Origin of the sequence: Nocardioides sp. NPDC127503, assembly GCF_040302165.1 — a bacterium.
Classification (GTDB): Bacteria; Actinomycetota; Actinomycetes; order Propionibacteriales; family Nocardioidaceae; genus Nocardioides.
The window spans coordinates 34,154-55,173 of sequence record NZ_JBEORH010000007.1 but is presented as its reverse complement, the minus strand read 5'-3'; the positions used below and the strand labels follow the sequence as shown (position 1 = coordinate 55,173).

Below are 21,020 nucleotides of genomic sequence, written 5' to 3'. Positions count from 1 at the left end.
TCTATTCGCGAAGATACTCACTGATGTGTGAGCCCCAGGCACCGCGAACCATCCCCACACCGCGAACCACAAACCGGGTCCCTCGGGCCTGATGGGCAACAGACTTGGTCACGTGGCCGGCGAGCAGACGTAGGCATCCCCATCCGACTCGGACGATGCCGCGCGCCGTTGCCTGGACTCGCGTGATGCTTCGCCTTCCGCGCGGAGCGAGATGGACCCGCGTCCTGGAGTCGGAGTTACCAACACGGGAGGAGCGGGCGCGGGCCCATTCTCGCGTCGCGCGGCTGGCGGGGACCAGATCGTAGACCGTAGCCTCGTCGCACCACACGATCCGTCCTCCGGCATCCGAGAGGGCACGGGTGAAGACAGTGTCGGATCCCCCGGACAGACCGAAGCCGAGGTCAAAGCGCAGCGAGCCGATCTTGGCCATGTCGAGGAGCAGATTGTTGGTCGCGGCGGTGGTGACGATGGTGCCCGTCGTGTGGCGGGGGCGTTTGAAGTAGCCGCCAGCGATGATCCACGGATCCGGCTCACCGGAAAAACGCGACACCACCGGGCCGGCGACGGCGGCTGCGCGAGTCTCCTGCCAGCAACCGAAGAGGGTCGACAGCCACTTCTCCGAGGGCTGCTCGTCGTCGTCGATGAAGACGACGACCGCCTCGGGACCGGCCTCGCTCAGAGCCCGGTTGCGGGCAGCGGCGATCCCGGGCGTGGGCTCGTGGACGTAGACGACGCGTACGTCATCCCCGGCCGCCTCCGCCACCGAGGCCGAGGCGCTGGGCTGCTCGTCGTTGTCGACGACGAGCAGCCGCGAGCCAGGAACCAGGTCGAGCTGGGCTCGGAGCATGCCGATCGCCTCGGCCAACCCCTCGGGTCGCCGGTAGGTGAGCATGCAGACCCAGACCGGCTGAGCCATCGGACCTGTCATCCCTGCGACATCATCTGATCGTGACCGTCACCCAGTCGGAGCGGGAGATGTTACCGAGCGGGTCCACTGCCTCGATCTTGTACTTCTGCGACGAGCCGCTGGTGCGGCCGGTGTCGGTGAAGGTCATCGCGGTGTGCTTCCAGAATGGGGCCGTGACCTTCACGGTCTTGATCGGCGTGGAGTCGAGCGAGCCGCGGTAGAGCTTGTAGGTGACGGTCGCGTTGTCCTTGTCGGGGTTGCCCGGCCACTTCAGCGTGGCCTTGCCCGCGGAGGGCGAGGAGCCGGTCAGCGCCCACTTCGCGCCCTTCAGCGTCGGACCAACCTTGTTGGGGGCGATGTCCTTGACGGCGAACCGCACCAGGCCCTGCTGAGCGACGCCGTTGACCTTCAGGAACTCACCGCCGTACAGCACGTAGCTGGCGTTGGCGGTCACGGTCCAGGTCGACTGCTTGGCGCTGGTGTAGGTGCCGTTGGTCCACTTGGGATACCACTCCAGGAACTCCGGGCGCGGGGTGCCGGGGTGGTCGGGGTAGCCGTACTTGTCGTCGGCGATGTTGGTGCCGCGTACGTCCTGGGTGGTGGCGGTGGCGTGGTACCAGGCCCGCGGCTTGGTCTCCGGGAAGCCACCGGAGGTGTCGCAGCCGTGCTTGTGACTGGCCTGGTAGACGACATTGGAGGTCGGCCAGACGGCGTAGGTGTCGCCGTGGCAGTCCTCGAGCCAGGTCAACTTGCCGGTGGCCCAGTCGGCCTTGAAGGAGCCCTCGGAGTTGCCGCCGCTGCCGTAGTCGTAGCCGGTGCCGTAGAAGCTGGTGCCGTCGGACTCCAGCGAGAGGATCGCCGCCTCCGCGCCGCCGTTGCGGATCTCGGAGTTGACCGGCAACGCCAGCGACTTGCCCGAGGAGACCTCGATCCGGGCCAGGCCGTAGCCAGGGTTGGAGGAGCCGTTGACGCTGGTGAACGCCCCGCCGATGACGATCTTGCTGCCGTCGGAGGAGACCACGATGTCGTTGACGTTGCCGCCGGCGAGCTTCGGGTTCATCGGCAGCAGGCCGGTGCCGGTGTCGCCGGGCTTGACGGCGGCCACCTTCGTACGCGCCGTCTTGTCGGCAGATGTGAAAACGCCGCCGTAGAAGATCGCGCTCGCCGTCGCCGCGACCGCGTTGGTGGTCGAGTTGAAGATCGGCCGGAAGCCGGTGGCCTTCCCGGTCGCGAGGTCGATCGCCGCGGCCCGGTAGCGGTTGACGCCGTCGACCTGGGTGAAGCCGCCCGCGACGTAGAGCAGCTTCTTGTCGGGCGAGAGCGCCATGTCCTTGACCTGGCCGTTGAACTTCGGCGCGAAGGTGGTGACCAGCTTCCCGGTCGAGAGCCGGTAGGCCAGCATGTTGGACCGGGCGGTCTCGCTGGTGCCGGCTGCGGCTCCCGCTGGGCGCGCCGAGGTGAAGTTGCCGCCGACGTAGACGATGTCGCCGACGATCACCTGCTTCCAGGCGACGCCGTTGATCTGCACGGTGGGAAGTACGTCGGCAGCGACCGTCTTCGGCAGGTCGGGATCGGTCGGCGCGGTATCCGCCGATGCGGAGGTCGCGGAGGCCAAGGTCAGGCTCGTTGCCGCGAGCAACAGAACAGCCAGGATCGGCTTCATCACATCTCTCATCGTGGGGGGAGGGTTATCGCTGGGGACGGCCCTTGAAGACCACCACGTCGGCGCCGTTGCCCAGATCGAGCTCGACGCGTACGGGGCGGCCTTCCTCGGGGATCTGGAAGACGTAGACGCCCTTGGCCGACTCGCCGTCCGCGACCGAGGCCGGGAACGGCACCTCGCCGTCGGAGGCGACACTGACCGCCGGGGTGCGCTCAGGCCCGTAGTAGGCGTTGACCACACCGAGCGCCAGGTCGAGCTTCTTCCCGGTCTGGTTCTTCACCTTCACGGTGATCGCGAGCGCCGGACCGCCGATCTCGCCGGGCAGGCTCGCCGTGGCCTGGACCGAGTCGATCCTGGCCAGCCGCGCCGTCACGCCCGGGGCCGAGGTCGCCTCGGCCTTGAGGCCGACGGCGCGGTTGTCGCCCGACGGCTTTCCCGGCTCCGACTCCTCCGACTCGGAGGACTCGGATTCCTTCTCCGACGGCGTCGCCGTCGAGGAGGGCGCGGCGGCCACCGTCGAGTCCGCCCCGGCGTTGGCCGGGCCGGACGGGTTGCGCACGATGAGCACGACCGCGACGCTCACTAGGACGACGGCAGCCACGGCTGCCGCGACGTACATCCTCGAGCGCGGGACTTGACTGAGCATGGGGGATCTTCCGCGGGCGGGTCGGACAAAGACATCGATTCAAAGACGTTGGATTAAAGCCCAACCCGGACGCCCGTGGGGGGATCCGCGCACGCACTCCCCAAGATCGGGTATGCCTCCTACGGTTCGATGACCTTCAGGTCGTCGTAGCCGACAAGGACCGGCGTGGTCCCGACCGTCGAGGCACCGAAACTGCGCAGCATCACTCCGCCGAGGATCTGGTTGGCGAGGGTCGAGTCGGTGAGCTCGTACGTCCAGCCCGCCGGCTCCGCGGAGCCGGCCGGCCACACCTTGGTGCGCACGGTCGCCGGGGCGGTGCCGGTGACCTGGAGGCGTACCTTCAGGCGGTCGCCGGGCGCGACGCTCAGGCCCGGGACGACGTTGGCGCCGACGACCGGGGTGCCGCTGCGTACGAGATGGACGCCGACGGTGCCGTCGGGGTTGAAGCGGAGCCGCGAGGCGTAGTGGTTGGTTCCGGAGACGCGGGCGCCGACGATCGACCAGACATAGCCCGCGTCGGGGAGGCGGGAGGCGCCGACGCTGACGGTGGCGTCGACGTCACCGGCCGAGACCTCCTCGAGCCGTGACTCGGTGGTCCCGCCGGGGGTGACGGAGTGCCAGCCGCGGCCCTCGGAGACCGAGAAGTTGCCGGCGGTGCCGGTGCGCGCCCAGGTGCCGCCGGTCGCGGCCGTGCCCCAGCCGCTCGCCTCGGCACGCTCGAAGGTGTCCTCGGCCACGATGCCCTCGGCCGGAGGTGCGGGCTCGCCGGCCACGTCGACGGTGACCCACTCGGTGGGCGACTGGTTGCCGAAGGCATCCTCGGCGACCACGCGGTAGCGCTGGGTGGTGCCCGGCGGTGCCTCGGTGTCGAGGAAGCTCTGCGTGGTCTGCTTCCAGAACGCCGCGGTGACGGGCTTGGTGTGGATCGGGGCGACATCGGTCGAGCCGCGGTAGACCTTGTAGGTCACGGTCGCGTTGTCCTTGTCGGCGTTGCCGGGCCAGGTCAGCCGGACCTGGCCGCCGGCCGGCGAGGTCGCGGTGAGCCCGAACTCGGCGCCCGAGAGGGCCGGGCCGACGTCGTTGGGGGCGATCGTGTCGACCGCGAACCTCACGAGGCCCTGCTGGGCGACGCCGTTGACCTGGAGGAACTCGCCGCCGTAGACGACGTAGTCAGCGTTGGCCGTCACCGTCCAGGGCGCCTGGTTGGCACCGGTGAAGGTGCCGGGGGTCCACTTCGGGTACCACTCCAGGAACTCCGGGCGCGGGGTGCCGGGGTGGTCGGGGTAGCCGTAGATGTCGCGGGTGTTGGTGCCGCGTACGTCCTGGGTGACCGCCGTCGAGTGCTGGAAGCTGCGCGGACTGGTCTCCGGGAAGCCTCCGGAGTTGCCGCAGTAGTGCTTGTGGCTGGCCTGATAGACCACGTCGGCGGTGGGCCAGATCGAGTAGGTGTCGCCGTGGCAGTCCTCGAGCCAGGTCAGCTGGCCCGTGGCCCAGTCGGCCTTGAAGGAGCCCTCGACGTTGCCGCCGCTGCCGTAGTGGTAGCCGGTGCCGTAGAAGCTGGTGCCGTCGCTCTCCAGGGAGAGGACCGCAGAGTTGGATCCACCGTTGCGGACCTCGGAGTTGACCGGCAGCGCCATCGAGGCGCCGGTCGCGACCTTGATGCGGGCCAAGCCGTAGCCCGGGTTGGAGGAGCCGTTGACCCGGGTGAAGTTGCCTGCGATCACGATGTCGGCGCCGTCGGGCGAGACCACGATGTCCTGCAGCGACCCGTTGGAGACGGTCGGGTTCATCGGGAGCAGCTGGGTGCCGGTGTCGGTGGGCTTGACCGCCGCCACCTTCGTACGCGCGGTGTTGTCGGCGGAGGTGAACGCGCCGCCGTAGAACACGGCGTCCGCGGTCGCGGCGACGGCATTGGTGGCCGAGTTGAAGATCGGGCGGAAGCTGGTCAGCGCCCCGGTGGCCAGGTTGATCGCCGCGCCGCGGTAGCGGTTCACCCCGTTGACCTGGGTGAAGCTGCCGGCGAGGTAGAGCAGCGTCTTGTCGGGCGAGAGCGCCATGTCCTTGACCTGGCCGTTGAAGCTCGGCGCGAAGCCGGGGATCAGCTCACCGGTCGAGAGCCGGTAGGCCAGCATGTTGGACCGCGGCGTCTCATCGGTGCCCGCTGCGGCACCCGCAGGACGGGCCGAGCTGAAGTTGCCACCGACATAGACGGTGTCGCCGACGATCACCTGCTTCCAGGCGACCCCGTTGATCTGCACCGTCGGAAGTACGTCGGCCGAAACCGTCTCCGGCAGCTCCGGGTCGACCGGAGCCGTGTCCGCCGTCGCCCCTCCCGACATCACCAGGCTGCTCACCCCGAGAACAGCTGCGACTGCCCCCGCCGCCAGCAGACGCCACTCGTGAATCCGCGTCATCATCCATCCCTGCACAAGGCGGCCACCTCGGCCGCGACACGGCAGTGTCGCGGACATCCGCGCTCATTCGCCCGTCAATCGCACTTCCGATCCCCTGAATCGGGTATGTGTGGGGGCGCAAGCATCCAACGCTCGCAAACTGCGGGGTTCAGGGGGCAGACTCCCAGACCATCAATTGGATGCAGAGTCCACAGGAAGGCGTACGTCTCTTGGCTGTCCCGTCCCGGGTCCTTCTCCTCGGTATCTCCACGGTCGCCACCGTGGTCGCGCTGGGCTCCACCTACGCGTTGACCTCCGGCCCCGCCGAGGAGCCCAAGCCGCGTGCGGAGAGGAACTACGGCGAGCTGCCACCCGACGACTTCGGCGGGCCGGTGACATTGACGCCGTCCCCTTCCCCGTCGGTGTCTCCCTCTGCCTCCTCGACGCGCTCGGCCAAACCCTCGGACGGCGCGGAGCCGAAGAAGCGGCCCACGGACTCCGGGAAGCCGAACCGCTCCGGCGATCGGCCGGGCGAGCAGCGGCCGCGCGAAGGTGAGCCGCTGAGCTCACCGCCGCCGGCGGGCGGCGGTCCGGGGCCAGGAGACACCGGCGTACCTCCGAAGAAGAAGCTGCGCGTCCACCGCGGCGACCTGATCATCAGGACCCCCGGGAAGGTCGTCGACGGCCTCGAGGTGCACGGCCGGATCAGAGTCGAGGCGCCGAACGTGACGATCCGCAACACCAAGGTGATCGTGCCGACCGGCTCGGAGACCGCCGGGATCTCCAACAACAACGGCAACGGCGCGGGGATGCTGGTCAGCAACGTCGAGGTGCTGGCCGAGAACGCCGCGCCGGGCGTCAACGGCGTGGTCGGCCACGACTTCACCCTGGAGGACTCCGAGATCCACCACGTCACCGACCAGGTGCACATCACCGGCAGCAACGTGACCGTGCGCGACAACTGGTTCCACGACAACTACCACTTCGAGAACGATCCGTACCAGGACGGCGCATCCCACGACGACTCGATCCAGATCATCGGTGGCAGCAACATCACGATCTTGGACAACCGCTTCACCGGCGCCTACAACGCCGGTGTGCAGATCACCCAGAGCATCGATGACGTCAGCGGGGTCACGATCCGCGACAACCTCCTCGGCGGAGGCGGCTGCACCGTCAACATCGCCGAGACCGGCCGCGGCCCGATCCGCGGCATGGTGATCCGCGACAACCGGTTCCTCAGCGACCAGCGCATCGACGGCTGCGCGATCATCCGGCCCTCATCGACGAAGGTCAGTCACTCCGGAAACGTCTGGGACGACTCCGGCCGACCGGTGGCCCTCAGCCGCGGCTGACCTTCTGGGCCAGCGCGCCCCTCACGGTCACCACCAGCGCCATCACATCGCGGCGGATCGGCGGGACGAACAGAAGAAGCGCGTACGCCGCGGCCCCGGCCGCCGCGCAGACCGGCACCGTCACCGCGGGGTGCTGCCCGTGGAGGGCCTGGGCAGTGGCGTACGCAGCGGCGGCGACCGCCCCGGCGACCAGCAGAATCCGGGCGGCGCCGAGGTAGAGCGGGCCGACCCGGAGCCGGGTGCGGCGGGAGATCCACCACAGCGACAGCGGCCACTCCAGGAGATGGGCGGTCGCGTAGCCGACCGCGACGCCGGTGACTCCGTAGCGCACCCCGACGAGCACGCAGAGGACCTTCAGCACCGAGGCGACCAGGGTGTAGTGGCGCAGCTCCGTGGTCAGCCCGTGGGCGAGATAGACCCAATAGCCGACGTAGGCCAGCGTCTGGAACAGGCCCGCGCAGGCGAGCAGGGCGACGATGCCGGCGACGTCCCAGCCCGGGCCGAGCAGGAGCGCACAGACCGGTGCCGCGGCGCCCGCGACCAGACCGAGCCCGGCGCCGAGGCTGTAGCCGAGCGCGACCTGGCCGCGCTGCACGAACCGCTGGGTCAGCGCCGGGTTGTCGCGGATCCGGCTCAGCACCGGCAGCGCGACCGTCGTGGTGGGGCTGCGCAGCTGGACCAGCGGGTTCATCAGCAACTGCCAGGCGCGGTTGTAGGTGCCCAGCTCGTGGGCGCCCAGGCGGGTGCCGATGAGGACCGAGTCGATGTTGCTGGCGGCATAGTTGATCAGCTGCGTACCCGCCAGTGACCAGCCGAAACGCAGGAATCCACCCATCTCGACGCCGCGGCGCGGCCGGCCGGGGAGCCAGCCGGCGAACGCGCCGGCGACCACCAGGCCGACACCGCCCTGGACCAGCTGCTGGACGACGAGTGCCCAGTAGCCGGCGCCGTTGGCCGCTGCGTACGCCGCGATCGCGAGGGCCAGCAGCGGCGCGAGGCTGGCCGCGGCGGCGAGCCGGGTGAAGAGCATCCGGCGGGTGAGGTCGGCGCGATACTGCGCGGCCATGCCGTTGAGGACGAACATCCCCGCCATCGCGGCGGTCAAGGTCGTCAGGGCCGGCTCGCCGTAGAGGGCGGCGACGAGCGGGGCGGCCGCGATGGCAATGAGCGCGAGGCCGACGCCCAGGGCGGTGTTGAGCCACCACAGGTTCGACTGCTGCGCCCGGGTGAGCACCTCGGCCTGGACCGCGGCGGTCGAGAGCCCGAAGTCGCGGAAGATCTCGGCGACCGCGACGACCGCCAGCACCATCGCGACCAGGCCGTAGTCGCGCGGCGTGAGCAGCCGCGACAGCACCACGACCGAGGCGATCTGGACCAGGATGCGTACGCCCTGGCCGCCGAGCACCACCATCCCGCCGCGGGCAGCGCTCCGGCCGAGGCCGCGCCGCTCGGTGTCCTCACTCACGCCGCCACATCCGTAGCGCAAGCGCCAGGGTACGGACGCGGCGACGTGTTGGCCCGACGGTTCGCTCGCTGGCGCTCGCTCACCCGAGGACCTCGGCCGCGATCTCCTCGCGGTAGCGCTCGGCGCCGAAGCGCTCCTCGGCGTCCTTGCGGCCGGCGGCGGCGAGCTCGGCGGCGAGGGTGGGGTCGGCGGCGAGCCGCTGGATGGCTGTGGCCAGATCATCGGCGTCGCCGGGCGTTACGAGGAGGCCGGTCTGGCCATCGGTGACGATCTCAGACAACCCCTGCACGCGGCTCGCGATCAGCGGCCGCTCGGCGAGCAGCGCCTCGACCGCGACGTTGCCGAAGGGCTCGACGCGAGACGGCACCAGCACGACGTCGGCCTGCTCGAGCTCGCGGGCGGGCTCGGCGACGTAACCGAGGAACTCGACGCTGCCGGCCAGGTCGCTGGCGGCGGCGCGGTCGCGGAGCTCCTGCTCGAACCACTCATAGCCCGCGAACACCGACCCGCACACCCGCAGCCGCGCATCGATCCCGCGTCGGCGCACCTCGGCGAGCGCTTCGAGAGCCACGTCGGTCCCCTTGCGCGGCGAGAGCCGCCCGACCAGCACCAGCCGCAGCGTCTCGTTCGGCGTCCGGCTGCGCGCCGCCGCCACGGACTCGGGCCCCGGCACCCCGTTGTAGACCACAGTCGCACGCCGCTCCAGCACCTTCACGGTGCGCACTAGAACGTCGCGCGATGCCTGCGAGTTGGCCACCACGCGGGTGGCCAAGAGGAGTGGGGCGGTCAGGGCGAGGCGTACGGGCTTCGGCTGGTCGTCCTCGGCCTCGTGCACGTGGCAGACCACGGAGACTCGGGCGGCGCGCGCGACGACGATCCACCACGGGATCGTCACGGTGTTGACCAGCAGCCGGCTCGGCCGGACCCGCCGCCACAGCCGTGCCGCACGGACCCAGAAGACCATCAGCGCCGCGACCAGCCGGACCAGTCCGGTGGGGCTGAGATACGCCTTGCGCAGCACCGGGAACGCCATCACCTCGACGCTCGCGCCGGCGGTCTCGAGCAGCGGAAGGAGGGGTCCGTGCTCGGGTACGACGACGGTGACCCGCTGCCCCGCCTGGTGCAGCCCACGCACCGTCTCGACCAGCTGAAGATCGGAGCCGTAGACGTCCGGCGACGGGTGGGCGACCAACAAACGCATGATGGGCAACGGTATGTCACCGGGACGACCCGGGCCGAAGGTCCTGACAAAGTCCTACCCAGATCTGGGGAGTGGACGCTCTTCGTGCCCTGCCATGATCGAGGCTCATCTAGGGTCCGCATGTCCAACCCCCACGTATGAGCGAAGCAGGATCGAGCATGGCCGCGACCGGCGCCGAACGCGCCCCAGGCGGGTTCCGTGCACATCTGGAGGCACTGGCTCAGGCGCAGAAGCCCTCGCTCAACACCGCGGCCTACTCGCGGCTCGTCAACCGGCCCGCCGGCCGGGTCGTCGCCGCGGCCGCACACACCGTTGGCGCGAGCCCCAACCAGGTGACGGCGGTGAGCGCGACGCTCTCGGCTGCCGGGCTGGCGGTGCTCGCACTGGTCGAGCCGCGCTGGTGGACCGGGATCCTGGTCGCGGTGCTGCTGGCCGCGGGCTATGTGCTCGACTCCTCCGACGGCCAGCTCGCCAGGCTTCGTGGCGGCGGGTCGCGCTCGGGTGAGTGGCTCGACCACACCATCGACTGCTTCAAGACCGCCAGCCTGCATCTGGCGGTGCTCGTGTCCTGGTATCGCTTCGGCCCGGTCACTGACGGCTGGCTGCTGGTGCCGCTGGGCTTCGAGGTGGTTGCCGTGGTGACGTACTTCGGGCTGATCCTGATGCCGACGCTGCGCCCCGCGTCCTCCGGGGCGCCGGCAGCGGTCCACGAGAACCCGCTGCGCAAGTGGGCGCTGCTGCCGATGGACTACGGCGCTCAGTGCTGGATGTTCGTGCTGCTCGGCTTCGGGGTGGTCTTCTCCTGGATCTACGCCCTGGTCTTCGTCTGCAACGCCGCCGCGCTCGCCATCGCGCTGCGCAAATGGTGGCGTGAGCTGCGGGCGCTGGACGGCCCGTCACAGGTGTCGCGATGAGTGACCTCGCGCGGCTTGCCGTCGTGGTGGTCAGTTATGGCGATCCCGCGCTGCTGGAGCGGCACACGACCCAGGTCGCCGCGGCGCTTCGGCCCGCGCGGATCGTCGTGGTCGACAACCACTCGACCGACGCCCACCGCTCGGCGGTCCGGGCCCTGTGCGAGCGCGAGGGCTGGACCGGCGTCTTCCCCGGTGCCAACACCGGCTTCGGCGCCGGCTGCAACCTGGGCGCCGCGGCTGCGCTGGCCGAGGGCGCCGAGGTGCTGCTCTTCCTCAACCCCGATGCCACGATCGACGTCGAGTCGGCTGTACGTCTCGTGGCCGCCGTCGAGGCCGAGCCGCTCCTGCTAGCCGGGCCGACGGTGCTCGGCCCGAACGGCGAGGTCGCCTCCGCGGGTCTCGATCTCGACCTCGACACTGGGACGATGCGCCCTTGGCGGCGCCGCGCTGAGGACCCTGACGCAGAGACGCTGCCGTGGGTCACCGGGGCCTGCTTCGCGGTCACGCGCGAGCTGTGGGAGCAAGTGTCCGGCTTCGACGAGCGCTACTTCCTCTACTGGGAGGACGTCGACTTGTGCGCCCGGGTCCAGGCGCTCGGCGGCCGGGTCGCGGTCATCGACGGGGCCACCGCGATCCACTCCGGCGGCGGCACCCAGCGCGCGGAGGGCTCCCGCGCCAAGTCGCCGGCCTACTACTACTTCAACGTCCGCAACCGTGCCCTCTTCGCCCGGACCTGGCTCAGCCAGGAGCGGCAGCGGGCCTGGCGTCGCGGGGCTCCCGGCGCTGCGTACGAGATCTTGATGCGAGGCGGCCGCCGTCAGCTCCTGCACCCAGTACGACCGCTCTCCGCGGTCGCGCGAGGCCTGCGCGACGGACGCCGCGACCGCCCGGTCCGGGTCCTGGAGTCGGCCCGGGAGCTGCGCGCGACGACCAACCCCTACATCGTCCAGCTCGTCGAGACCCTGGGGCAGCGCGACGACACCGAGGTCGTGCTGTTCGGCTTCGCCCGCGCCATCGCGGGCCGCTACGACGTCTTCCACGTGCACTGGCCCGAGCTGCTGCTGACGTCGGCAAGTACGCCCCTGCGCCGACTGGCCCGCCACCTGCTCACCACCGCGTTCGTGGCGCGGCTCCGGCTGACCAGGACACCGGTCGTACGCACCTGGCACAACCTCGTCCGACCCACCGGCCTGAGCCGCTGGGACCACCGGCTCCTCGACGCTCTCGAGCGCCGCACCAGACACGTCATCCGGCTCACCGACCAGACCGCTCCCCCGCTCGACGTACCGACCTCGACGATCGTCCACGCCCACTACCGCGACTGGTTCGAGCCGGTGATCGGGGCGTTGCGCGAGCCCGTCGAGACCGTCGAGAGGCGAGTCCTCTACTTCGGCCTGATCAAGCCCTACAAGGGCGTCGAGCAGCTCCTGGAGGCGGTCGCCGACAGCCCCGAGGCAGACCTGGACGTACGCCTCGTCGGCTCCCCCTCCGACCCGGCTCTCGCCGACCAGGTCCGCGCCGCGGTAGCGGCCGACGCAAGGGTGAGCGCCGACCTGAGCTACGCCGACGACGCCACCCTGGCCGCCGAGATCGCCGCCGCCACGTTGGTCGTACTGCCCTACAAAGCCATGCACAACTCCGGCGCCCTCCTCCTCGCACTCTCGCTCGACACCCCGGTCCTGGCCCCCGACAACGAGGTCAACCGTCGCCTGGCCGAGGAGGTCGGCGAAGGCTGGCTCCACCTGTTCGAGGGCACCCTCACCATCGAGGACCTGGAGCGTGCGTTGAAGGCAGTCACCGCCAACCCGCCAGGCGGTCGGCCTGATCTGTCCGCGCGGGAGTGGCCGGAGTCTGCAGCGCTCCACGCCGCAGCGTTCCGGGCTGCGCTGCTGCCCTGAGGCGCTTGGGCTAGCATCTGGGGCATGTCGAGTCCCGAATCAGACAGGCCAGGGGCTGCCGGTCACACCGCCAGCCCCATGAACTACTGAGCACGCCGGCCCGCGATCAGCGCGGGCCCGTTCGGCATCCTCCGGTCTGCTGGCCGTGGTGACCAGAAGAACCATCTTCTGACCACTCACCTCGGAGTACTCGATGCCCTTCGCCCTCTACATGCTTGCCCTGGCGGTCTTCGTCATGGGCACCTCGGAGTTCATGCTCGCGGGCTTGCTGCCCGCGATCGCCACCGATCTCGACGTCACCGTCGGTACCGCGGGTCTGCTGACCTCAGCGTTCGCCATCGGAATGGTCATCGGCGCGCCACTGATGGCTGCCTTCGCCCGCCGCTGGCCCCCGCGGGCGGCGCTGCTCGTCTGTCTGCTTCTGTTCGCCGCATGCCATGTGATCGCCGCGGTCACACCCGTCTTCTCCCTCCTCCTCGCCGCCCGCGTGCTCAGCGCCCTCGCCAACGCGGGCTTCCTCGCGGTCGCTCTGGCTACGGCAACCACGCTCGTGCCCGAAGACCAAAAGGGGCGCGCCCTTGCAATCCTGCTGTCAGGTACGACGATTGCCACGGTCGCCGGCGTTCCTGCAGGAGCGTTGCTCGGCGCCGCGGCCGGGTGGCGCGCGACGTTCTGGGCCATCGCGCTGCTGTGCGTGCCTGCCGCGATCGGAATCCTGCGGGGCGTCGCGGACAGGCGGAGCCGGGCCGATGCCAGCGCCGGTTCGCCGAGTCTCCGCGCCGAGCTGGGCCAGCTGCGCTCGCACCGTCTCCTCCTCGCAATGATCCTCGGCGCGCTGGTCAACGGTGGCACCTTCGCGGCCTTCACCTTCCTGGCACCGGTGGTGACCGATACGGCAGGGCTGACGGAAGCATGGATCTCCGTGGTGCTCGTGATGTTCGGGGTCGGATCGTTCCTCGGTGTCACGCTCGCAGGACGACTGTCGGACAACAGCCCGGGACTCGTGCTCGCGGTCGGCGGCCCGTTGCTGCTGTCGGGATGGATCGCGCTAGCCCTGGTCGCGTCGGTTCCCGCGCTCCTGGTCGTCCTAGTCCTCTTCCAGGGGATGATGTCGTTCGGCGTGGGCAGCACCCTGATCGCGCAGGTGCTCTACGCCGCGTCGGACGCACCGACGATGGGCGGTTCTTACGCGACCGCGGCACTCAACATCGGAGCCGCAGCGGGCCCTGTTCTCGGCGCGCTCGGACTCGCTACCGGAGCGGGCGAACTCGCGCCCGTATGGGTCGCGGCCGGCCTCACAGCACTGACTCTCATCGTCATGCTCCTGTCGAAGACTCAGCTCCAGGCGGTCCCTGCGAAGACCCTCGGGTGAGTTAGCCGAACACCGTCTTCACTCCACGCACGCGAGTGTGCCTGGTACGCCTTGCGGCGCGCTCCCAGGCTCGGGTGCCCGGTGCGCGCGGTGGTCCTCTTGGTCAGGGGCGGCGGGTGAACCGAATGGTGCCATCCGGTAGCCGCTCATGGATGAAGGCAGCGTTGTGCGCCAGGCGGTGATGATGCGGACACAACAGCGCCCCGTCCTTGAGGTTGGTCTTGCCGCCGGCGGCCCAGGGGTCGAGGTGGTGGGCATCGCACCACTCGGGTGGCATGTCACAGCCCTCGGCTTGGCAGCACTTCTGCTGCAACCGCATCGCCTTGCGCTGGATCGGCTGGAAGAACCTGCTGTCCCGGCCGGCGTCGAGGACCTGACCATCACCACCCAACACCCAACACCCAGGGGATGATGGTCGCGTTGCAGGCCATCCGCCGCGCCTCGGCCGCGGAGATCGTGGCACCGTTGGTCTCGTCGTAGCCCAGGGTGGCGATGCCGAGGTCCTTGCGGAGTTCCTCGAGGGAGATGACCACGTTGATGGTGGTCGCGTCACCGCCGTGGCGGGGTAGGGCGGCCGGGTCGATGGTCTCCAGGAGCCGGGAGAATCCCTGGCCCATCAGCCGTTCCCACGGAGGCAATGGCGCACCCTTGCCGACCAACTTCTGCTTGCGGGGCTGGGCCCAGGCCTCGACCAGCCGCTTGAACCGCATCCCCACCGAGACCGGCAAGACACCATCGAAGCCGACCGTGCCGTCGTGGTTGTCCCACACCCGCAACGCGGTCTTCTGCTGAGCCCGTTCTTCCTCAGCCAACAGCGCTTTGGCTTCGGCGTCTTCGAACCGGACCGGATCGACCTCGCACGGGATGCGTTTGCCGACGATGCGGAGCTCGTTGGCGGTCAGCTGGGTGGCGTAGTCGACCAGGAGTTTCTCGGCCAAGATCAGGTCCTCGCCGCTGGTGAGGGGGTTCGTCTCGATCTTGTCGAGCGCCCGGGTGATCACCCGCGCCTTGCCCAGAGACACCGCACCTTCAGCCAGACCGGCGGCGACGAGGTCGTACTTCGCGACACCGGCCGCGAGCTTGATCTGCGACCGTGCGGCGCCCTTGTCGACCAACAACTCAGCACGCATCCACCCCGACGCGTCCTTGGCGCCGGTCTCCTGAGCAATATCGCCAGCAGTGGCGAGCACCCTCAGCTTCAACGCAGCCTGCTGGGCTTGGAGTTTCTCCAACCGCTCCAGCAGGTCCTTCTTCTGCTCGGTGCGCCAATAGGCAGGGTCGGTGGCGAGGAGCTCTTGGAGGGCGAACTCGATGGCCTTCAAGGCAGCGTCGATCGCATCACCGGGGTTGGTGCCCCAGTGGTCGATCGAGCGGCCGAGACTCATCGCCATCCTCCCTTTCAGAGGTGTGCTGTGATGGGTCTGATTCTACGCCGACAACCCCTGTATGACTACCTATTTATGCAGGTCAACCCTGGTTTTCGCGGTGAGCGAACGGCATCGCATTGTGGATGGTAAGTGGCCCAAAGGGCCACCCTTCCGCCCCATCAAACTCACCTTTCCAAAGCAAGAATCCGCTGCGCCACACCCGGGCCGCCGCCCCGATAGCCAGCCAAATCTTTCTCGACGGGCCCCGGTGTCAAGGACAGCGAAGCGGCCGGCGAAGCCGGCGGCCGAAGGCCGTCCTTGACTCCGGGGACCGTCGAGAAGACCCTCGAAGACGGGTCGGCGGCCCAGACCAGCCCTCGGGCGAAACGCTCCGGCAGGGAGGTCTCGGCACGCTCGAACAGCGAAGGCACAGGTGTTGGTCTCGACACGCCTCCGCCTAGCGGCTCCGGCGGCTCGACCAGCGGGGGTCTCGACAAGCTCGACCACCGGGAAACCCAGTCCTTTACTAACCTGACAGAGTGCCCCCCACCCCAGACTCGTCCCCCCAGCGCCCACCGGTCTGGATCTCCATAGCCTCCTTCGTGAGCAGCTTCGACCGATTCGTGGTGAGCCCGATCCTGGTCCTCGTCGCAGCGACGTTCGAGGTCTCCGTCGGGCAGGCGGTGGCGATCGCGAGCGGCTACTACCTGGCGTACGGACTGTGTCAGCCGTTGTGGGGAGCCCTCTCGGACAGATTCGGCCGGGTGCGACTGATGCAGGGTGCGCTGGTCGGGGCGGGGATCGCGGGACTCGTCTCGGCGGCGGCCCCAAACCTGATCACCCTGGTGGTGGTGCGAGTCGTCGCGGGAGCGTTCTTCGGGGCGATCGTGCCGACGTCGTTGACGTACGTGGGGGACACCGTCTCCGCGACCCACCGACAACGCGCGCTCTCGGACCTGATGGCCGCGATGGCGGTGGGGACCGCGCTGGCCGCAGCGGCGGCGGGGATCACCGGGCAGCTGGCCGGGTGGCGGGTCGTGTTCGCGGTGCCGGCGGTCGTGGCGCTGATCAGCGCCTGGGGTCTGCGCTCGCTCGCCGAGCCGCCGCGGGCCGCGAACAGCGGAATCAAGGCATCGTTCCGGGCGGCGCTGAGCAACCGCTGGGTGTTGGTGGTCGGGATTCTCGTCTTCGTCGAGGGCGGTCTGGTGCTCGGCGTCCTCACCCTCCTCGCTCCTGCCCTGCAGGCCCAAGGAGTCGACGCGGCGCGAGCGGGGCTCGCGGCGGCAGCGTACGGCATCGCGGTCCTGCTCTCCTCGCAGGTGCTCAAGGCCCTGACCCGACGGGTCCCGCGCTGGGCGCTGATGGCGATCGGAGGCATCGCTCTGACCGCCGGGTACGCCGCCGCGACCATGAAGGTCTCGGTGCCCACGATCATCGGGATCGTGGTGATGCTCGGGATCACCTGGGCCTTTCTGCACACCTCGCTGCAGACCTGGGCCACCTCGATCGTCCCCGAGGCGCGCGGCACCGTCGTCGCGTGCTTCGCCGCTTCGCTCTTCATCGGCAGCTCCATCGCCGCGGTCATCGCCGGCCCGGCCGCGGACCACAACCAGTGGCACACCCTCTTCACGGCCTGCGCCGCCACCGCCGCGGTCCTCACCGTGGCCTGTGTCCTCGCCTACCGCGCCTACACCGCCCGAGAGGCAACACCGAGCGGCACCGACATCACCACCGACGTCTAGGACGGGTCAGCGCAGGTGGGCGCGGATGAGCTGCTCGTACTGGTCGGTGATCCGGCTCCAGGTGAACTCGGCGGAGTGGCGGGCGCGGGCGTGGCCGGACAGGGACGCCGCCAGCTCGGGCTCGGACAAGAGCCGCTCCAACGCGGCGACGATGCCGGCCCCGTCGGAGAAGTAGAGGGCGGCCTCGTCGGCGACCCAGCGGTTGTAGCGGTTGTCGTGGGCGATCACGGCGTTGCCGCAGCCGAGCGCTTCGACCAGGGACGGGTTGGTGCCGCCGACCTGGTGGCCGTGGACGTACGCCACGGAGTGGAAGCGCAGGGCCGAGACGATGTCCGTGTCGTAGATCGCGCCGAGGAAGACGACCTCGTCGCTGGCCGCCTCGAGGACGGCGCGCTGGTAGTCGTCGGCGGGGTCGTAGTCACCCAGGACGACCAGCTGCCGGCCCCAGCAGCGGCTGGAGAAGGCCCGGACGACCTCGAGGATGCTGTTCTCGGGCACCGGCCGGGCGACCACGGTGAGGTAGGAACCCGGCTCCAGCCCGTGGTCGAGCACCGCCCACTCGGGGGCGTCGACAACACGCGGCGCGCCGTAGGCGATCGTGGTGATCTTCTCGGCCGGCACCCGGGTCGCCAGGTGGCGGGCGATCTCGGGGTGGTCGGCGATGAGGTGGTCACCCAGCCAGCAGGCGGCCCGCTCCTGGGTCCAGAGGAACGCCTTCTCAGGACCCGACCAGCGGGCCCGCTTCCACTCGATGCCGTCCATGTTGATGATGTTGGGGACGCGGCGGGAGCGCAGCACCGCGTTGAGCGCGCCGGTGTTGTAGCCGAACGTCACGCAAACGCTGCCGTCCTGCTCGGCCTCCCGGGCGGCGTGCCGCACCGCGCCGACGTCGAACTCGATCGTCCCGCGCGGACCGTCGTGCCGGGCCGGCACGTGGACGCGCTCGATGCCCTTCCACGAGTCGATGCGCAGGTCCGCGGACGGCTCGTCGTCCTGGCAGTAGACGACGACGCGCCAGCCACGGTCGACCAGGTCCAGACCGATGTTCTCCACCGCGGTCTCGAAACCGCCGTGGGCTGCGGGCACGCCACGGGTCCCGAGCATCCGTACAGTTGGGGTCACGTGGGGTTGACTCCTAGTTTTTAGGAGCCGATGGCTCCTATTTTCAGCACAAGGAGCCATCCAAGGGGATCCGCGTGGACCGCGGTCCCGAAGTAGGGTTCATATACCCCAAATCGGTTACGTCACCGCAGGTCCGCGAGTGAGCACGAACTGGCGAAGCGCGTCCGGGTCATCCAGATCGACGTACTCGAACCCGTCGACCGTCGCCGGCACCTCCCCGATCGCGCACATCGAGTCGTAGACCTGCACGTACGCCGCCGACTGCGGGCCCCAGTCGAGCACCTTCGCCGCACGCTCCCGCGCCCGTAGGGCCAGCTCGACCCGCAGTTCGGGATCGTCCAGCAACGACTCGACCGCGTCGGTGAACGCAGCGACATCCCCGGAGGGGACGAAGAGCGCCGCGTCCTCGGCGGAGACCCGCGTCTCGACCAGGTCGAAGGAGACCGACGGCAGGGCGTACGCCATGTACTCCATCGTCTTGTTCATCGTCGAGACGTCGTTGAGCGGCGTCTTCAGGTCAGGGCACAGCCCGATGGTGGCGGCACTGAGGTGCTGGGCGATCAGCGCCGAGCCGGCCCGCCCGGTGAAGGTGACGACATCGTCGAGGCCCAGCTCGGTGCTGCGGCGCTTGAGGTCCTCGAGGCAGTCGCCGAAGCCCATCAGCACGGCATCGACATCGCTGCGGCCGCGCCGGTGGACGAGCTCGTCCATGACCTCCAGCACCGTGTCGACGCCGTCCTGGGGACCCATGATCCCGAGGTAGACCAGGGTGTGGCGGTTCGCGTTGGGCGCCGCGTCGTGGGGCCGCACCGGGCGCATCACCGAGGTGTCCGGCCCGCTGCGGACCACGGTCACGTCCGCGGGGGCCATCCCGCCGCGGGTGATCGCGACCTTCCGGTAGGACTCGTTGGTCGAGATGACCTGGTCGGCGGTGGCGTACGTCTGCTTCTCGAGCCAGCGCAGCGCGGCCAGCTGGGCGCGGCCGGACAGGGACGTCGGGGTGCCGAACCGGGAGAGGAAGAGCTCGGGGTTGAGATCGTGCTGGTCGAAGACGAACCGGACGCCACGGCGCTTCCAGATGCGGGCCAGCAGCCAGTAGGTGTCGGGTGGGTTGCACGCCTGCATGATGGAGAACGGGCGGTCCCGCCAGACCTTCTTGGCCAGCAGCGCCGTGCGGATCCAGCAGTAGACGAACTCGAGCAGATAGCCCAGCACGCCGCTGGCCTGCGGTGCTGGCCGGTACTTGTAGATGCGTACGCCGCCGAGCTGCTGGCGCCCCGGATCGCCGGGGCCCTTCGGGCAGATCACGCTGACCTCGTAGCCGCGCGCGACCAACGCCTGGCACTCCAGCCAGACACGTCGGTCGAGCGGCACGGGAAGGTTCTGGACAATGATCAGCACATGCGTCTTTGCCACGCCATGTCTCTGCTGGGCTGCGTTGACCATATGAGCAGGGTTGTGGAGCACGGAGACCCCCTCGGCGGGGGCGGCCGGCATATCCCCGAATCCGGGGATCGTGATGGGCGACGCCGGTGCCGGAGCGGTCCGCGGCTCCTAGCCTCGCATCCTGTGAACCCGCTGGCCGAGCGCATCCGATCCGTACGCACCCGACCCCGGTCGCAGGCCGTGATCGCGGACCGGCGCACGTCGGTCGATGCGGACGGGCTGGTCGGCGCGGCCGAGGAGCTCCGGCTGGCCCTCGTCGCGGCCGCCGGTGTCCCGCGGCCGCTGGTCGCAGTGTCGCTCCCGCTGTCCACCGACGCGGTGGTCGCGCTCGTGGCCGCGATCCTCGGTGATCTCTCGGTCTGCTTCGTGGACCCGTCGGCGGCCGAGGAGCACCGCCGAACCCTTCTCCAAGCGCTGCATCCCGACGTCGTGCTCGACCGGTCGGGGATCCGGGCGGTCGCCTCGTCTGCCTCCCGGTCCGACCTGGAGGCCGGGTACGTCGCGATGTCCTCCGGCTCCACCGGTGGCGGCCCCAAGGGCGTGCTGTCATCGTGGTCCGGCATCGACGCCTTCGTCCCGCACGGCGCGGACGCGCTCGATCTCGATGCCTCCTCGGTGTGGGCCGAGGTCTCGCATCTCTCCTACGACCTGGCCATGACCAACCTGCTGGTCGCCCTGGCCGCCGGCTCCTCCCTGCGGTTGTCCTCGTCGCTGGGTGACCGGCTCCGGCCGCTCGGCTTCAGTGCCCGCGTCGAGGCGACGCACCTGCGGCTGGCTCCTCGGTTCATCGACCTGGCCGCCAACGAACGCGCCGGCGCCTCCCCCCGCACCCTGCGGGTCTGGGGCTCGGGCGGCGACCGGCTCTCCGCCGCCGACGCCCAGCGCGTCTTCGACCTCGGCGTCGCGACGGTCGTCAACACGTACGGCACCAGCGAGACGATCGGCTTCGCCAGCGCCGCCCGGTTCGATGCCGGCGACGACCTGCCGACGGTCCACGGCGCGCTCGGGATCGGACGTGGGACGGTCGGGGCGTGGCGTACGTCGTTGCTTCCCGATGAGGCCGCGGAGATGCTGACCATCGAGTCACCGCACCTGCCCGGCGGCTATCTCTTCGGCAACCCGAACGGCGAGTTCCCGCGCTGGGACGGCGTGGAGCGGGTGCTCACCGGCGACCTCGGCGCTCGGCGCGGTGAGGAGCTCTTCTGCCTGGGCCGCGCGGGGCGTCGGGTGAAACGCAGCGCGAGCTTCGTCGACCTGGACGCGCTCGACGCCGAGGTGAAGCAGGCCTTCGGCCTGGCCACCTTCACCGCCGCTACCCCCGAGGGCGGCCTGGTCAGCCTCGTCGAGGGTCCCGGCACCGACCTCGGCGACCTCCGTCGTCGGCTCCCAACGGTCCTCCGTCCCGACTCGGTCCCGGACGTACTCGTCCCCGTCGCCCAGCTCCCCCGCCTCGGCAACGGCAAGATCGACCAGGCCGCCGCTCAGCTGCTGGCCGAGGGCGGGATGCTCACCGAGTTACCTCGGTGAAC

16 protein-coding genes are annotated in these 21,020 nt (G+C 69.9%); 6 read left to right on the top strand and 10 right to left on the bottom strand.

Annotation, left to right across the window (positions count from 1 at the left end; genetic code table 11):
- Position 1: 1 nt before the first annotated feature.
- The 4 genes from ABTW65_RS16815 to ABTW65_RS16800 form a co-directional block, all read right to left on the bottom strand.
- Positions 2-916 carry a glycosyltransferase family 2 protein gene (locus ABTW65_RS16815; protein ID WP_350662034.1) on the bottom strand — a complete coding sequence of 305 codons (915 nt, stop codon included), beginning with the start codon at positions 914-916 and terminating at the stop codon, positions 2-4.
- 22 nt (positions 917-938) lie between these two features.
- Entirely contained in the window at positions 939-2,570 is a 1,632-nt protein-coding gene (locus ABTW65_RS16810; protein WP_350662032.1) for a WD40 repeat domain-containing protein, read from the bottom strand.
- Between the two features lie 25 nt (positions 2,571-2,595).
- Positions 2,596-3,216, bottom strand: coding sequence for a hypothetical protein (locus ABTW65_RS16805; protein WP_350662030.1), 621 nt, complete (start codon positions 3,214-3,216; stop codon positions 2,596-2,598).
- A 119-nt stretch (positions 3,217-3,335) separates the two neighbouring features.
- A complete protein-coding gene (locus ABTW65_RS16800) occupies positions 3,336-5,630 on the bottom strand; it encodes a phage tail protein (RefSeq protein ID WP_350662028.1) in 2,295 nt (764 codons plus the stop codon).
- 179 nt (positions 5,631-5,809) lie between these two features.
- Here ABTW65_RS16800 and ABTW65_RS16795 point away from each other — a divergent pair, with 179 nt between their 5' ends.
- Entirely contained in the window at positions 5,810-6,964 is a 1,155-nt protein-coding gene (locus ABTW65_RS16795) for a right-handed parallel beta-helix repeat-containing protein (RefSeq protein ID WP_350662026.1), read from the top strand.
- On the opposite strand, the gene ABTW65_RS16790 is transcribed toward ABTW65_RS16795, so the two are convergent.
- Complete coding sequence (locus ABTW65_RS16790; protein WP_350662025.1) at positions 6,951-8,429, bottom strand: lipopolysaccharide biosynthesis protein; 1,479 nt, start codon at positions 8,427-8,429, stop codon at positions 6,951-6,953. The two genes, ABTW65_RS16795 and ABTW65_RS16790, sit on opposite strands and share 14 nt — an antisense overlap.
- 79 nt (positions 8,430-8,508) lie before the next feature.
- Complete coding sequence (locus ABTW65_RS16785) at positions 8,509-9,630, bottom strand: glycosyltransferase family 4 protein (protein WP_350662023.1); 1,122 nt, start codon at positions 9,628-9,630, stop codon at positions 8,509-8,511.
- A 158-nt stretch (positions 9,631-9,788) separates the two neighbouring features.
- Between ABTW65_RS16785 and ABTW65_RS16780 the strand changes: the two genes are divergently transcribed.
- From ABTW65_RS16780 to ABTW65_RS16770, 3 genes are all read left to right on the top strand, one after another.
- Positions 9,789-10,544 carry a CDP-alcohol phosphatidyltransferase family protein gene (locus tag ABTW65_RS16780; RefSeq protein ID WP_350662020.1) on the top strand — a complete coding sequence of 252 codons (756 nt, stop codon included), beginning with the start codon at positions 9,789-9,791 and terminating at the stop codon, positions 10,542-10,544.
- Positions 10,541-12,442, top strand: coding sequence for a glycosyltransferase (locus ABTW65_RS16775; protein ID WP_350662018.1), 1,902 nt, complete (start codon positions 10,541-10,543; stop codon positions 12,440-12,442). The genes ABTW65_RS16780 and ABTW65_RS16775 overlap by 4 nt, the downstream gene beginning before the upstream one ends.
- A 193-nt stretch (positions 12,443-12,635) precedes the next feature.
- Positions 12,636-13,814: a Cmx/CmrA family chloramphenicol efflux MFS transporter gene (locus ABTW65_RS16770; protein WP_350662016.1), complete on the top strand. Its 1,179-nt coding sequence runs from the start codon at positions 12,636-12,638 to the stop codon at positions 13,812-13,814.
- 103 nt (positions 13,815-13,917) lie between these two features.
- On the opposite strand, the gene ABTW65_RS16765 is transcribed toward ABTW65_RS16770, so the two are convergent.
- Together ABTW65_RS16765 and ABTW65_RS16760 are read right to left on the bottom strand one after the other, a co-directional pair.
- Positions 13,918-14,205, bottom strand: a complete 288-nt coding sequence (locus tag ABTW65_RS16765; RefSeq protein WP_350662014.1) for an HNH endonuclease signature motif containing protein — start codon at positions 14,203-14,205, stop codon at positions 13,918-13,920.
- Positions 14,195-15,199 (bottom strand): DUF222 domain-containing protein, encoded by a 1,005-nt coding sequence (locus ABTW65_RS16760; RefSeq protein WP_350662012.1) that lies wholly within the window; start codon positions 15,197-15,199, stop codon positions 14,195-14,197. Before ABTW65_RS16760 ends, ABTW65_RS16765 begins: the two co-directional genes overlap by 11 nt.
- A gap of 521 nt (positions 15,200-15,720) precedes the next feature.
- On the opposite strand from ABTW65_RS16760, the gene ABTW65_RS16755 reads away from it, so the two are divergent.
- The gene (locus tag ABTW65_RS16755; protein ID WP_350662010.1) at positions 15,721-16,923 is read left to right on the top strand and encodes an MFS transporter; all 1,203 of its coding nucleotides are present in this window, start codon (positions 15,721-15,723) and stop codon (positions 16,921-16,923) included.
- Between the two features lie 6 nt (positions 16,924-16,929).
- Here ABTW65_RS16755 and ABTW65_RS16750 read toward each other — a convergent pair whose 3' ends face one another.
- Together ABTW65_RS16750 and ABTW65_RS16745 are read right to left on the bottom strand one after the other, a co-directional pair.
- Entirely contained in the window at positions 16,930-18,045 is a 1,116-nt protein-coding gene (locus tag ABTW65_RS16750; RefSeq protein WP_350662008.1) for a DUF1972 domain-containing protein, read from the bottom strand.
- Positions 18,046-18,162: 117 nt separating this feature from the next.
- On the bottom strand, positions 18,163-19,461 hold the full coding sequence (locus ABTW65_RS16745) for a glycosyltransferase family 4 protein (protein WP_350662006.1): 1,299 nt from the start codon (positions 19,459-19,461) through the stop codon (positions 18,163-18,165).
- A 153-nt stretch (positions 19,462-19,614) separates the two neighbouring features.
- Between ABTW65_RS16745 and ABTW65_RS16740 the strand changes: the two genes are divergently transcribed.
- Positions 19,615-21,018 (top strand): AMP-binding protein, encoded by a 1,404-nt coding sequence (locus ABTW65_RS16740; protein ID WP_350662004.1) that lies wholly within the window; start codon positions 19,615-19,617, stop codon positions 21,016-21,018.
- Positions 21,019-21,020 lie beyond the last annotated feature (2 nt).